The organism is Sphingomonas sp. MM-1 (assembly GCF_000347675.2).
GTDB lineage: Bacteria > Pseudomonadota > Alphaproteobacteria > Sphingomonadales > Sphingomonadaceae > Sphingomonas_E > Sphingomonas_E fennica.
In genome coordinates this window covers 2,355,209-2,368,408 of sequence record NC_020561.1, presented here as the reverse complement: position 1 = coordinate 2,368,408, position 13,200 = coordinate 2,355,209, and the positions used below count along the sequence as shown (strand labels likewise).

Genomic DNA, 13,200 nt, shown 5'->3' with positions numbered 1-13,200 from the left:
AGGGAACCCCGGGGGCGCATCGCAGACGCCGTGGAAGGGACTGATTTCCAGTTCTGCGCCGGCGATATTCCGTGTGACGGGCTGATCAGCGGGCCGGCGTCTTCACCGTAACATCGTTGCTGGCATAGCCCTGCTTGGACCGGGCGGCGGCAACCGCGAACTGGACCCGGCCATTGGCTTCGTTCATCGCCGTGCGGGCGCATTTGCGCGACTGGGCGATTTCGGTGAGCGTCTGCGAGTCACCGACGCCGCAGACATTGGCGACGGCCCGGCGGACGCGGCTGTCGAGGGCGGCGACGCCGTCGCTCGAGTTCAGATCCAGATCGCCGTAGCGGACGACGGCGGTGCGGGGTTCGCTCTGGGCGGAGGCGGGAGCCGCCAGCAGCGTCGCGGAAGCAACCACGGCACCAAGACTGCCTAAAAGAGCGGAGCGGGTGAAACGCGTGAACATGGTAACTCTCCTTCGAACCGATACAGGGCCTTTCGGCCGGATTTGCGATCCTGTTGGAGACGGTGAACGGACTGCCCCGTCGCCATGCATTTTCCCTACGGAAAGCTGGCTTCGCACGCATTACAGGTTCGACCGGAGCGCCCCTTCGCTCTACCAATTCCCCGCGATTGCGACGAACATGCAAAAGCCACCGACGAACGACCTGAACGCGGGCGGCGAGGGGTGCCGGCGGCCTTTCCCGCGATTCGATTCGGGCGGAAGCCTGCGGGCATCCGCCGCTTTCCCCTTCAACCGGCGGGCATCCGCGCCTAGGATAGGCAGGATGAAATATCTGCACACCATGATCCGCGTGTCCGACCCGGACGCGACCATCCGCTTCTTCGAGCTGCTGGGCCTCAGGGAAGTGGACCGCATGGAAAATGAGGCGGGGCGCTACACCCTGATCTTCCTCGCCGCGCCGGGCGACGAGGAGGCCCAGGTCGAGCTGACCCACAATTGGGACGAGAAGGGCGGCTATGACGGCGGCCGCAATTTCGGCCACCTCGCCTATCGCGTCGACAATATCTACGAGACCTGCCAGCGGCTGATGGACGCCGGCGTGACGATCAACCGCCCGCCGCGCGACGGCCACATGGCCTTCGTCCGCACGCCGGACAATATCTCGATCGAGCTGCTCCAGGACGGCCATCTGCCGCAGCAGGAGCCCTGGGCCTCGATGCCCAATACGGGGACATGGTAACCCGCGCCTCCTTCCTGAAACGATTGGGGTCCGCCCACCCCATATTGCTGGCGCCCATGGCGGGCGCCGGCGGGGTGGGCCTGGCGGCGGGCGCCATGGCCGGCGGCGCGGTGGGCACCCTGCCCTGCGCCATGCTCTCCCCCGGCGCGCTGCGCAGCCAGTATAGCGAATTGCGCGCGCGAGCCGCCGGCCCGATCAACCTCAACTTCTTCTGCCACCGGCTGGGCGCCGAACCCGACGACAGCGCGTGGCGGGCGCTGCTGGAGCCCTTCTACGCCGAATTCCATGTCGGCCCGCCCACCACGCCACCGCCGCTGCGCGCGCCGTTCGACGCCCCGATGGCCGATCTGGTGGAGGAATTGCGCCCCGAGATCGTCAGCTTCCACTTCGGCCTGCCCGATCCCCCGCTGATGGACCGCGCGCGTGGCGCCGGCGCGCTGATCCTGGCGAGCGCCACCAGCGTGGCCGAGGCGCGCTGGCTGGCGGCGCACGGCGTGGACGCGGTGATCGCGCAAGGCTGGGAAGCCGGCGGCCATGCGGGCCGCTTCCTGGGCGAGGACCCGGCGGCGCAGATGGGGCTGATGGCGCTGGTGCCGCAGGTCGCCGACGCGGTCGACGTGCCGGTGATCGCGGCGGGCGGCATCGCCGACGGCCGGGGCATCGCCGCCGCCCTGCTGCTGGGCGCGAGCGCGGTGCAGATCGGCAGCGCCTATCTCCACTGCCCGGAAAGCCTGATCCATGAGCCGCACCGCGACCTGCTGGCGAGCGAGGCGGCCGAGCATAGCCTTTTCACCAACCTGTTCAGCGGCGGCCTCGCCCGCGGCATTCCCAACCGGCTGATGAAAGCGCTGGGCCCGATCCGCGAGGAGGCGCCGCGCTTCCCTTATGCCTCCACGGCGCTGGCGCGGCTGCGCACCGCCGATCCCGAGGGCTTCGGCCCCTGCTGGGCGGGGCAGGCGGCACGGATCGGCCGGCCGCTGCCGGCAAGGACGCTGACCGAGCATCTCGCGGCGGATGCGCTTGCGCTGCTCGGCCGGACCGATGCAGGCTGGCAGCTATGATCGAGATCGCCCGCATCCCCGTGCTGACCGACAATTATGTCTGGCTGGTCCATGACGGCGAAAGCGGTGAGACGGCGGCGATCGACCCCGCCGTCGCCGGGCCCGTGCTCGCCGCCGCCGAGGCGCGGGGCTGGCGGATCACGCAGATCTGGAACACCCACTGGCATCCCGACCACACCGGCGGCAATGCGGAGATCAGGCAGGCCACCGGCTGCACCGTCACCGGCCCGGCGGCCGAGGCGGAGCGCATCCCGACGCTCGACCGGCTGGTGGCGGAAGGGGATGTCGTCCATCTCGGCGGCCATGCCGCGCGGGTGATCGACGTGCCGGCCCATACGGCGGGCCATATCGCCTATCTGATGCCGGCGGCGAAGGCCGCGTTCGTGGGCGACACGCTGTTCGCCATGGGCTGCGGCCGGCTGTTCGAGGGCACGGCAGCGGAGATGTTCGCCAACATGCGCAAGCTGGAGGCGCTGCCGGACGACACCGCCGTCTATTGCGCGCACGAATATACCCAGTCCAACGGACGCTACGCGCTGGCGGCGGAACCGGGCAATGAAGCGATCGCCCGGCGCATGGCCGAAGTCGACGCCCTGCGCGCCCGGGGCGAGGCGACCGTGCCAACCACCATCGCGCTGGAACGCGCCACCAACCCCTTCATGCGGGCCACATCGATCGAGGAGCTGGCCGAACGCCGCGCCGCCAAGGATTCGTTCCGGGGCTGAGGGCTTGTCAGCGCCGCACCGGCCCGCTCCCCCACCGGCTGCCCAACGGCAGTATCTTAATGGGCGGCCGGGTGGGGGAGCGGGCCGGTGCCGCCGAAATCCGGCGTAAGCCGGATTTTCAAAACAGTCAGCCCAGCCCATGCTATGATGCGCGCCATCAGGGGATGGGATCCGGGAGACAGACCAATGCGCAACCTCCATCTTGTCGCCGCCCTGGCCGCATCCATGACGATCGGCGGCTGCGCCTATGCCGCCGACAGCAAGGCCGACGCTCCGCTGAGCGAAGCCGCCCAGAAGGCGCTTGCCGGCTATGAGCCCGTCGGCACGGCGAACTGCATCCCGCTGAGCCAGGTGCGCAGCAGCCGGATCATCGATCCGACCGCGATCATCTACGAGATCACGTCCAACCGGCTCTATGTGAACCAGCCCGCCGGCGGACGCTGCACCGGGCTGCGCAAGGACCGCGCGCTCGTCACCCGCATCACCACGGGCAATCTGTGCAACCTCGATCTCGTCACCGTGATCGATCCGCCCTCGCCGATCCAATATGGCGCCTGCCCGCTCGGCACCTTCACCGAATATCGCAAGAAACAATGATATTCGGCCAAGCGAGGCATTGACGCCACGATTGTTGCGTTGCAGCGTCGCCGCATGCGCATCGCGATCCCCCATACCCGCCAGAACCCCGACATCCGCTTCCTCGGCCGCCTGCTCGGCGACGTCATCCGGGCCTATGGCGGCGACGCGCTGTTCCGGCGGGTGGAATATATCCGGTCCGCCTCGGTCGACCGGCATCGCGGCATCGCCGCGCCGGATTCGATCGAGCTGGGGCTGGATGCGCTCACCCTCGACGACACCATCTCCTTCGTGCGCGGCTTCATGCTGTTCTCGATGCTCGCCAACCTGGCCGAGGACCGGCAGGGCGTGGCGGCCGAGCCGGGGGCCGACGTCGCCCAGGCGATCGCGCGGCTGGAGGCGGAGGGGATCGACCGCGATCGGGTGACGGCGCTGCTACAGCAGGCGCTGGTGGCGCCGGTGCTGACCGCGCACCCGACCGAAGTGCGGCGCAAGTCCACCATCGACCACCGCAACCACATCGCCGAGCTGATGAAGCTGCGCGACATGGGCCGCACGGAAACCGACGGCGGCGAGCTGGTGGAGGAGGCGATCTACCGCCAGATCGCGTTGCTCTGGCAGACGCGGCCGCTGCGGCGCGAGCGGCTCTATGTCGCCGACGAGGTGGAGACCGCGCTCGCCTATCTGCGCGACGTGTTCCTGCCCGTCATCCCCGCGCTCCACGCCCGCTGGGAACGCGCGCTGGGCCAGCGCCCGCCCAGCTTCCTGAAGCCGGGAAGCTGGATTGGCGGCGATCGCGACGGCAATCCCAACGTGACGGCCGATTCGCTGCGGCTGGCGCTGGGCCGGGCGGCGGAGACCGTGATCGGCCATTATCTCGACCTGCTGCACCGGCTGGGCGCCGAGCTTTCGATCTCGACCGAGCTGACGCCCGTGACCGAGGAGGTGATCGCGCTGGCCGAGCGCAGCGGCGACAATTCCCCCAGCCGCAGCGACGAGCCCTTCCGCCGCGCGATCACCGGCGTCTATTCGCGGCTGGCGGCGACCTATCGCGTGCTGGTTGGTCGCGAGCCGCCCCGGCCGCCGGCCTCGGCCGATGCCGATCCTTATGTCTATCCGGCCGACTTCCGCGCCGATCTGGTCGCAATCGCCCATGCGCTGGCCCGCGACGGCGATGGCGCGCTGGCGGGCGGCGGTGGCTTGGGCCGGCTGATCCGCGCGGTCGAGACCTTCGGCTTCCACCTCGCCACGCTCGACCTGCGCCAGAATGCCGACGTGCACGAGCGCGTGGTGGCGGAGCTGCTGAACCGCGCCGGCGTCGAGGCGGATTATCGCGCGCTGGACGAGGAAGGCCGCGTCGCCCTGCTGCGGCGGGAGCTGGCCAGTTCCCGCCCGCTTTCCAGCCCCTATGTCACCTATTCGGACGAGACCGCGTCCGAGCTGGCGATCGTCCACGCCGCGGCCGAGGCGCACGCCCGCTACGGGGCCGAGGCGATCACCACCTACATCATCTCCAAGGCGGAAAGCGTGTCGGACCTGCTGGAGGTCCATATCCTCCTCAAGGAAGCCGGCCTCTACGTCCCCGGCGACACGCCGACCTCCGCGATCATGGTGGTGCCGCTGTTCGAGACCATCGCCGACCTCGAAAACGCGCCGAAGGTGATGACCGCCTGGTTCGCCCTGCCCGAGGCCGCGACGATCACCGCCGCGCGCGGCGTGCAGGAGGTGATGGTCGGCTATTCGGATTCGAACAAGGATGGCGGCTACCTCACCTCGGTGTGGAGCCTGCACCAGGCGAGCCGGGCGCTGGCGCCGGTGTTCGAACGCGCGGGCGCGGCGATGCAGCTGTTCCACGGCCGGGGCGGCGCGGTGGGCCGGGGCGGCGGATCATCCTTCATGGCGATCCGCGCGCAGCCGCCCGGCACGGTCGCGGGCCGCATCCGCATCACCGAGCAGGGCGAGGTGATCGCCGCCAAATATGGCACCCGCGAAAGCGCCGTCACCAATCTGGAGGCCATGGCATCCGCCACCTTGCTGGCCAGCCTGGAGCCGCCGCAGCTCGCCGAGGCCGAATATGAACGGTTCGCGGGCGCGATGGCCAAGCTTTCGGACACCGCCTTCCACGCCTATCGCGACCTCGTCTACGGCACCGAGGGCTTCCGCACCTTCTTCCGCCAGTTCACGCCGATCGCCGAGATCGCCGACCTCAAGATCGGATCGCGCCCCGCCAGCCGCACCAAGAGCGACCGGATCGAGGACCTGCGCGCCATCCCCTGGGTATTCTCCTGGGCGCAGGCCCGCGTGATGCTGCCCGGCTGGTATGGCGTGGGCCAGGCGCTGGCGGCGTTCGAGGATCGCGGGCTGCTGGCCGAGATGGTGGAGGGCTGGCCCTTCCTGCAATCGACGCTGGCCAATCTCGAAATGGTGCTCGCCAAGTCCGACATGGAGATTGCCGGCCATTATGTCGCGCTGGTCGAGGATCAGGCGCATGGCCAGGCGATCTTCGATCGCATCCGCGACGGCTGGCATGTCACGCGGGACAATCTGCTCGACATCACCGGGCAGAGCCGGCTGCTGGAAAAGAGCCCGGCGCTCGACGAATCGATCCGGCTCCGGCTGCCTTATATAGAGCCGCTCAATCACCTGCAGATCGAGCTGCTGAAGCGCCATCGCGCGGGCGAGGACGATCCCCGCATCCACGAAGGCATCCAGCTTTCGATCAACGCCATCGCCACGGCGCTGCGCAACAGCGGGTGACAAGGATCGGGGGTGGGCGGACGCCCTCCCTCGTTATTCCCCACGCAGGCGGGGGCCGGAGGCCAGCGCAGCTAATCCATGGACGCGGTTGGCTCGATTGAGCCGATAGCTTCCGACACAATGGATTCCCGTTTTCGCGGGAATGACGGAGGGGCTTTTAAGCGTCGGCCTCCTCGCCGACACACCCCCACGCCGCCCCAAAGGTCCGGCGCGGGCCGGATCAGGCGCCGATCCAGTCGGCCACCTGCACGGCGATCTCGTTCGCGCCCTGGTTGAGCGCGGCGGAGACCGGGCCGGGCTCCTCGCGCGTCACCTTCGTCCGCGCCTCGAACCGGCGGGTTTCGACATCGTTGCCGCGCGCCAGCGTGGCATCGTAGATCACCACGACCTCGCCGCTGCCCGCATCCAGCCCGAATTGCTGGAGCCGGCCGGCCAGCCGCATGCCGGGCGCCAGCGAATATTGGCGCAGATCGAACACGGGCCGCCCGGTGCGCGCGGCGATGGTTTCGGCCAGCAGGTTGCGGAACAGGCGGGCGGGCGGCTCCACCCACTGCGCATCCTTGAGATAGGCGAGCCCGGTCGGCCCCGTCTGCACCGGCACGCGCAGCACGTTGAGCGCCTGGGGCACGCTGGGCACCAGCACGGCGACCGCCTGGCCATCGCGCGCCGTGCGCGGCGGGCCGGCCGGCAGCGCGGCGGCGGAGGTGAGCGTCATCAGGCTGGCGGGCGGCTTCTCGCCGATGCGCACGCAGGCGGCGAGCGGCAGCAGCACTGCCGCGATCAGGATCGGATGCGGTTTCATGCGCCTCATTTCGGTTTGTAGTCCGGAAGCTTGCTGCCCCCCAGCACCGCGCCCGCGCCGCCGCGATCGAGCTTGTTGGCGACGCCGGTCAGCGCCTCCGACATCTCCGTCAGATCGCGGACGAGCTGGCCGACCTCGGGGATCGTCTGGGTGGAAAAGGCCTTGAGGCCCGGCCGGGCATCGCCGATCGCCCCTTCCAGCTCCGCCATGCTGCGCTCTGCCGACTGGACGGTGCGGCGCAGATCGGCGGCGATGGGCTGGAGCTGGCCGTTGGTGCTGCTGGCCAGCGCGCCGATCTGCTCGGCCGCGTCGCCGGCCTGGCGGATGGCGACGCGGCTGTCCGCCAGCACGCCCTGCAATTCCGGCCCGCGATCGGCGAGCGACCCGCTCAGCCGTTCGAGATTGGCGAGGATGTGGGCCACCGAATTCTGGTTCTTGTCGTTCACCAGCTCGCCCAGCCGCTCGGTGAGCGTCGACAGCCGCTCCATGAGCTGGGGGGCGCTGTTGAGCAGCTCGCCCAGCGTGCCGGGCTTGGTGGGGATCACCGGGCGGCCATAGGGGCATTGGGCGCTGCGATCGTCATCCGGGCAGGCGATCGGCGGCTGGCCCCGGATCGCGCCGTCGAGGTTGATCTGGCTGACCCCGGTGAAGCCGACGCCGCTGATCGTGGCGGTGGTGCCCTGCAGGATCGGCACGTCGCCCTTCACCGATATCCGCACGCGCACGAATTCCGGCTGATCGGGCATCAGCACGATTTCCTTGATCTGCCCCACCGGCACGCCCGAGAAGGTGACCGCCGTGCCCTTGGCCAGGCCATCGACCGACTGCTTGAAGAAGATGTCGAACTCATGCTCGTTCGCGCCGGAAAGCCGCGCGAGCCATACCGTGAAGAGCAGCACGGCGGCGAGCAGCGCCAGCACGACGCTGCCGACCAGGACGTGGTTAGAACGGGTCTCCATGATTCGTCAGTCTCTCCCCGTTCCGGCCCGCTCCGCGGATTGCGCGGCGTTCCTTCCACGCGGCCCGTTGAAATATTCCTGAATCCACGGATGGTCCAACGCCAATAGTTCCGGGATGGTGCCGACCGCGATCACCCGGCGATCGGCCAGCACCGCCACCCGATCGCAGATCGCATAGAGCGTATCGAGATCGTGGGTGATGAGGAACACGGTGAGGCCCAGCGTCCTGCTGAGATCGTGCAGCAATTCGTCGAAGGCGGCCGCGCCGATCGGGTCGAGGCCGGCCGTCGGCTCGTCCAGGAACAGAAGCTCGGGATCGAGCGAGAGGGCCCGGGCCAGCCCGGCGCGCTTGCGCATGCCGCCCGAAAGCTCCGACGGGAATTTGGGACCGGCATCGACCGGCAGGCCCGACATCACGATCTTGTAGCCGGCGATCTCGTCCAGCAATTCCTGATCGAGCGCGGGATAATATTCGCGCAGCGGCACTTCCACATTCTCGGCCACGGTGAGCGTGGAGAAAAGCGCGCCGTTCTGGAACAGCACGCCCCAGCGCCGCCGGATCGCCTCGGCCTCCGGCGTGTGGAGCGATTCGCCCGTCATCGGCACGCCGAACACCGTCACCTCGCCGGCTTCCGGGCGCTGGAGGCCGATGATCGATCGCATCAGCACGGACTTGCCCGTGCCCGATCCGCCGACGACGCCGATGATCTCGCCGCGCCGGACCTCGAGATCGAGATTCTCGTGCACCACCTGATCGCCAAAGGCGTTCTTCAGCCCTTCGACCCGGATGGCGATGTCATCCTCCCCCGCCATCAGATCCATCCGATCGACGAGAAGAACACCGCGAAGAAGGCGTCGAGCACGATCACCAGGAAGATCGCCTGCACCACCGCCGCCGTGGTGCGCAGGCCCACTTCCTCGGCATTGCCCTGCACCTGCATGCCCTGGAAGCATCCCGCCATGGCGATGATCGCGCCGAACACCGGCGCCTTGACCAGGCCGACCCAAAGATCGGTCATCGGCACCACCTCGCGCATGCGCTGGATATAGGTGGCGGGCGGGATATCGAGCGAGATCCAGCACAGGATGCCGCCGCCCACGATCGCGACCAGCGAGGCATAGAAACCCAGCAGCGGCATCAGCACCACGGTGGCGATCACGCGCGGCAGCACCAGCGCCTCCATCGGCGCGATGCCGATGGTGCGCATCGCATCCACCTCCTCGGCGAGCTTCATCGATCCGATCTGCGCGGCGAAGGCCGATCCCGACCGGCCGGCGACCATGATCGCCGTCATCAGCACGCCCAGTTCGCGCAGGGTGATGCGGCCGATCAGGTTGATCGTGAACACCTCCGCCCCGAACTGGCGGAGCTGCACCGCCCCCTGCTGGGCGATGACGATGCCGATCAGGAAGCTCATCAGCCCGATGATGCCGAGCGCGTCGACGCCGACCACCTCGAACTGGCGGGTGACGGCATTGCCCCGGAACCGGCGGGGATGGCGGACGACCGACCAGAAGGAAATGAGGATCGCGCCGAAGAAGCCGACCAGCCCGACCAGGGTCTGCCCGGCGGTGACGGTGGCCAGGCCGACCTGGGAAAGGATGCGCGTGGTGGGCGATACGTGCTCGGCACGGACGGTGGTGGCCTGATCGGCCTTGGCCACCTGATCGATGAGCTGCGCGGCATCGGCATTGGTGCCGTCGATCGCGGCGCCGCTGTCGCGCGACAGCCGATGCACCAGCCAGGCGCCGACCGTGTCGATGCGCGGCACATCGCTGAGGTCGATCCGCGCCGGCGGCGTATCGAGCGCCTCGATCCGGCGGGGCACCTCGCCCAGGCGCGCCAGCGTCCATTCCCCGGAAAGCCGGAGGACCCGCTGGTCGTCTATCGTGAAATCCGCAGCGTCGCTCATGCCCGACAACCATGGGGGAGGATCGTCCGCGCGGCAAGCCGGGAAGCTGACCCGCGAAATCGCGGAGATCGCGTTCTTTTCCGTCGCGCGGGGCGAAGCGAAGCGGACGGCGGCGGCGATTCATCCGCCGATCGCGGCCGGGCGACCCTTCAATCTCGGCCGAACAGGCTCTAAGGCGCGGACATGACCGAGCTTGCCATCTACGACATGGACCGCACCATCACGCGGATCGCCACCTACACGCCCTTCCTGCTCCACGCGGCGCGGCGGCGGGCGCCGTGGCGGCTGCTGTTCGTGCCGATCGTGCTGCTGTCCATGCTGGCTTACGTGCTGAAGCTGATCGATCGGGGCAGGCTGAAGGAGATCAACCACATGCTGCTGCTGGGCCGCGCGATATCGCCGGCCGATCTGGCGCCGGTGGCCGAAAGCTTCGCCGACCGGACGGTGGCGGCCAACATCCATCCCGGCGCGCTCACCCAGATCGCCGCCGATCGCGCCGCCGGACGGCGGCTGGTGATGGCGACGGCATCCTACCGGCTCTATTCGGAGGCGATCGGCGAACGGCTGGGCTTCGACGACGTGATCGCCACCAACAGCGTGATCGGGCTGGATGGCCGGATCCGGGCGCGGATCGACGGGGAGAATAATTACGGCCCGGCCAAGCTGCGGATGATCCAGGCCTGGATGGCCGCCGAAGGGCTGGCGCGCGAGGCCTGCCACATCCGTTTCTATTCGGATCACGCCTCGGACGCGCCGGTGATGGAATGGGCGGACGAGCCCTTCGCCGTCAACGCGCACGACCGGCTGCGCCGGCTGGCGGCCGAGCGCGGCTGGCCGACCGCCGAATGGGGCTGACGCCCCGTTCCGGGGCCTAGCGCGCCAGCCGCAGGGCGGCCGTCGGCGCGTCCTTGCTGATCGGCGTCACCCGCCAGCTGAGCGTCTTCATGCCGCCGGGGCCGGGCTGCGCGCCGGCCTCGTTATTGTGCATGGTGATCTCGGCATCGGTGGTCAGCGTGAAGCTGCCGTCCACCGCATCGTTGCTGCTCGGCATGCCCGGCGCGCCGCCCGCCTTCTTGGTCGAGCCGACGAAGGCCGGGGCGGAGACGCGGACCAGGCCGTCCTTGCGCAGCTCGATCGCGATGAAGGGGAAGAGCACCTCCGCATCCGAATTGAACGGATAGACGAAGCCGTGATCGAGCTTGCCCGAAATCTCATAGTCGATCAGATATTTGCCGCCGCCGAGATAGGTGACGGCGCGATAGCCCTCCTCCTTCATCAGCGCTTCGGCGATCGCCTTGCGCTTGGCCTCGTTCTCGCCGGCCTCCTTCGCCTTTTCCGCCTTCCGATCGGCCGCCGCCTCGCCATCCCCGTCGTCGGAAGACGATGTCGCCAGGCTGGAAGACATCATCTCCGCCGGATCGATGGCGATCACCTCGCCCTTATAGGCGAAGGTGAAGCTGCGATCCGCCTTGACGGTGAGCGCGGAGGCGAACTTGCCCGGCTGCAGCACGCAGGCCGCGAGCAGGAGCGGCGCGAGAAAGGCCACCGCGAGACGCGCCAGCTTCATCGATCAATCCCCCTGGTCGCGCGTCGCCACTGCATAGAGCGCGATCGCCGCGGCATTGGAAATATTGAGGCTTTCGACACGCGGGCTGATCGGCAGCTTGGCAAGCTCGTCGCAATGCGCCTCGGTATTGGCGCGCATGCCCTCGCCCTCCGCGCCCAGCACCAGCGCCACGCGCGCCGTGCCGATCGCCTGGCCCAGCGACTGCTTCGCATGGCCGCTCAGGCCGATCCGCCAGAAGCCGGCCTCGGCGATCTCGTCGAGCGCGCGGGCGAGGTTGACGACGCGGACCCAGGGCACGATCTCCAGCGCGCCCGAGGCGGCCCGCGCCAGCGCGCCCGATTCTGGCGGCGCGTGGCGATCCTGGGTGACGATGCCGAGCGCGTCGAAGGCGGCCGCCGAGCGCAGCACCGCGCCGACATTGTGCGGGTCCGTCACCTGATCGAGCACGATCAGCGGGCGGCGATCGTCGCGCCCGCGTTCCAGCAGGTCGCCCAGCCAGATATCGGGCAGCGGATCGACCTCGATCACCAGCCCCTGATGCGGCGCATCGGACGGCACCAGCCGGCCGAGATCGGCGACATCGGCGAAGGTGAGGGGGATGACGGGCGGCACATCGAGCGCGGCCAGCGCCTCCCGCGTGCCCCACATGCGGCGGACGGTGCGATCGGGATTGGCGAGCGCGGCGATAACCGCATGGCGCCCCCAGAAACGGGGCCGGCCCGAAGCCGGCGCGGATGGACGATGGCCTCTACGCATGCCCGCGTGTTTGGCGGGGAGCGGGGCCGGACGCAAGCGGGCCGTGGGGGCTCGCCGCATTATTCGCCGCCCATCCACCGTCATGCTGAACTTGATTCAGCATCCATTGCCCGCAGCGCCCGATAACGGCCGGAGCGGCAATGGATCCTGACCCCCGTGACTTCGCCCGGGACATGCCTTCGTCAGGATGACGGCCGGAAAATGAGTGAAGGTGAGGAAAAACCCGCCCTTATTTGGGCGCCAGCACCATCAGCATCTGGCGGCCTTCCATGCGGGGGAACTGTTCCACCTTGGCCACTTCGTTGGTGTCGGCCTGGACGCGCTGCAGCACCTGCATGCCGAGCTGGCCGTGCGCCAGCTCGCGCCCGCGGAAGCGCAGCGTCACCTTCACCTTGTCGCCTTCCTCGATGAACTCGAACACCTTCTTCATCTTGGTGTCGTAATCATGGTCATCGATGTTCGGACGCATCTTGATCTCCTTGATCTCCTGCGTCTTCTGGCTCTTGCGGGCGAGGTTGGCCTTTTTCTGCGCCTCGTACTTGAACTTGCCCACGTCCAGGAACTTGGCCACGGGCGGATCGGCGTTGGGAGAGACCTCGACCAGATCGAGCCCGACCTCCTGGGCCTGCTCCATCGCTTCGCGCGTGTACATCACGCCCAGATTCTCGCCGTTTTCATCAATCACCCGCACCTTGGGCGACTGGATGAACTCATTATATCGCGGGCCATTGAGCGGCATCGGCGGCTGCCCCAGCGGGCGGCGCATCATGGGCGGACGTATAGCAGTTTCTCCTGTCGAGGCTTTCAGCAAGGGCGCGATGTAATGCGCGGAGGGGCATTTTGGAAGATGCGGCGGCGCCCGCACATGCAGATTCGTGGCGATTGTTGCAGGGC

General features: G+C 68.6%; 14 protein-coding genes. 6 read left to right on the top strand and 8 right to left on the bottom strand.

All coding sequences use genetic code 11. The features are described 5' to 3' along the window. Positions 1 to 85: 85 nt before the first annotated feature. Positions 86 to 451 carry a UrcA family protein gene (locus tag G432_RS11375; RefSeq protein WP_015458971.1) on the bottom strand — a complete coding sequence of 122 codons (366 nt, stop codon included), beginning with the start codon at positions 449 to 451 and terminating at the stop codon, positions 86 to 88. 322 nt (positions 452 to 773) lie between these two features. On the opposite strand from G432_RS11375, the gene G432_RS11370 reads away from it, so the two are divergent. The 5 genes from G432_RS11370 (at position 774) to ppc (ending at position 6,309) form a co-directional block, all read left to right on the top strand. Continuing rightward, positions 774 to 1,190, top strand: a complete 417-nt coding sequence (locus G432_RS11370; RefSeq protein WP_015458970.1) for a VOC family protein — start codon at positions 774 to 776, stop codon at positions 1,188 to 1,190. Continuing rightward, complete coding sequence (locus G432_RS11365; protein ID WP_015458969.1) at positions 1,184 to 2,251, top strand: NAD(P)H-dependent flavin oxidoreductase; 1,068 nt, start codon at positions 1,184 to 1,186, stop codon at positions 2,249 to 2,251. The genes G432_RS11370 and G432_RS11365 overlap by 7 nt, the downstream gene beginning before the upstream one ends. Continuing rightward, the gene (gene gloB, locus G432_RS11360) at positions 2,248 to 2,976 is read left to right on the top strand and encodes a hydroxyacylglutathione hydrolase (protein WP_015458968.1); all 729 of its coding nucleotides are present in this window, start codon (positions 2,248 to 2,250) and stop codon (positions 2,974 to 2,976) included. The genes G432_RS11365 and gloB overlap by 4 nt, the downstream gene beginning before the upstream one ends. Positions 2,977 to 3,162: 186 nt before the next feature. Continuing rightward, positions 3,163 to 3,573 carry a hypothetical protein gene (locus G432_RS11355; protein ID WP_015458967.1) on the top strand — a complete coding sequence of 137 codons (411 nt, stop codon included), beginning with the start codon at positions 3,163 to 3,165 and terminating at the stop codon, positions 3,571 to 3,573. 54 nt (positions 3,574 to 3,627) lie between these two features. Continuing rightward, positions 3,628 to 6,309 (top strand): phosphoenolpyruvate carboxylase, encoded by a 2,682-nt coding sequence (ppc, locus tag G432_RS11350; RefSeq protein WP_041864891.1) that lies wholly within the window; start codon positions 3,628 to 3,630, stop codon positions 6,307 to 6,309. A 220-nt stretch (positions 6,310 to 6,529) separates the two neighbouring features. Here ppc and G432_RS11345 read toward each other — a convergent pair whose 3' ends face one another. From G432_RS11345 to G432_RS11330, 4 genes are read right to left on the bottom strand one after another with little or no spacing between them, the layout of a single operon-like run. Next, the gene (locus G432_RS11345) at positions 6,530 to 7,111 is read right to left on the bottom strand and encodes an ABC-type transport auxiliary lipoprotein family protein (RefSeq protein ID WP_015458965.1); all 582 of its coding nucleotides are present in this window, start codon (positions 7,109 to 7,111) and stop codon (positions 6,530 to 6,532) included. Positions 7,112 to 7,116: 5 nt separating this feature from the next. After that, positions 7,117 to 8,070: an MlaD family protein gene (locus G432_RS11340; protein ID WP_015458964.1), complete on the bottom strand. Its 954-nt coding sequence runs from the start codon at positions 8,068 to 8,070 to the stop codon at positions 7,117 to 7,119. Between the two features lie 6 nt (positions 8,071 to 8,076). Next, the gene (locus G432_RS11335; protein WP_015458963.1) at positions 8,077 to 8,883 is read right to left on the bottom strand and encodes an ABC transporter ATP-binding protein; all 807 of its coding nucleotides are present in this window, start codon (positions 8,881 to 8,883) and stop codon (positions 8,077 to 8,079) included. Continuing rightward, entirely contained in the window at positions 8,883 to 9,983 is a 1,101-nt protein-coding gene (locus G432_RS11330) for an ABC transporter permease (protein ID WP_015458962.1), read from the bottom strand. Before G432_RS11330 ends, G432_RS11335 begins: the two co-directional genes overlap by 1 nt. Before the next feature lie 183 nt (positions 9,984 to 10,166). Between G432_RS11330 and G432_RS11320 the strand changes: the two genes are divergently transcribed. Then, a complete protein-coding gene (locus G432_RS11320) occupies positions 10,167 to 10,838 on the top strand; it encodes an HAD family hydrolase (RefSeq protein ID WP_015458960.1) in 672 nt (223 codons plus the stop codon). Positions 10,839 to 10,854: 16 nt separating this feature from the next. Here G432_RS11320 and G432_RS11315 read toward each other — a convergent pair whose 3' ends face one another. The 3 genes from G432_RS11315 to infC form a co-directional block, all read right to left on the bottom strand. Then, positions 10,855 to 11,550, bottom strand: coding sequence for a hypothetical protein (locus G432_RS11315; RefSeq protein ID WP_015458959.1), 696 nt, complete (start codon positions 11,548 to 11,550; stop codon positions 10,855 to 10,857). A gap of 3 nt (positions 11,551 to 11,553) precedes the next feature. Beyond that, complete coding sequence (locus G432_RS11310) at positions 11,554 to 12,306, bottom strand: TrmH family RNA methyltransferase (RefSeq protein ID WP_041864888.1); 753 nt, start codon at positions 12,304 to 12,306, stop codon at positions 11,554 to 11,556. Between the two features lie 229 nt (positions 12,307 to 12,535). Continuing rightward, positions 12,536 to 13,075: a translation initiation factor IF-3 gene (gene infC, locus G432_RS11305; protein WP_041864887.1), complete on the bottom strand. Its 540-nt coding sequence runs from the start codon at positions 13,073 to 13,075 to the stop codon at positions 12,536 to 12,538. Between the last annotated feature and the right edge of the window lie 125 nt (positions 13,076 to 13,200).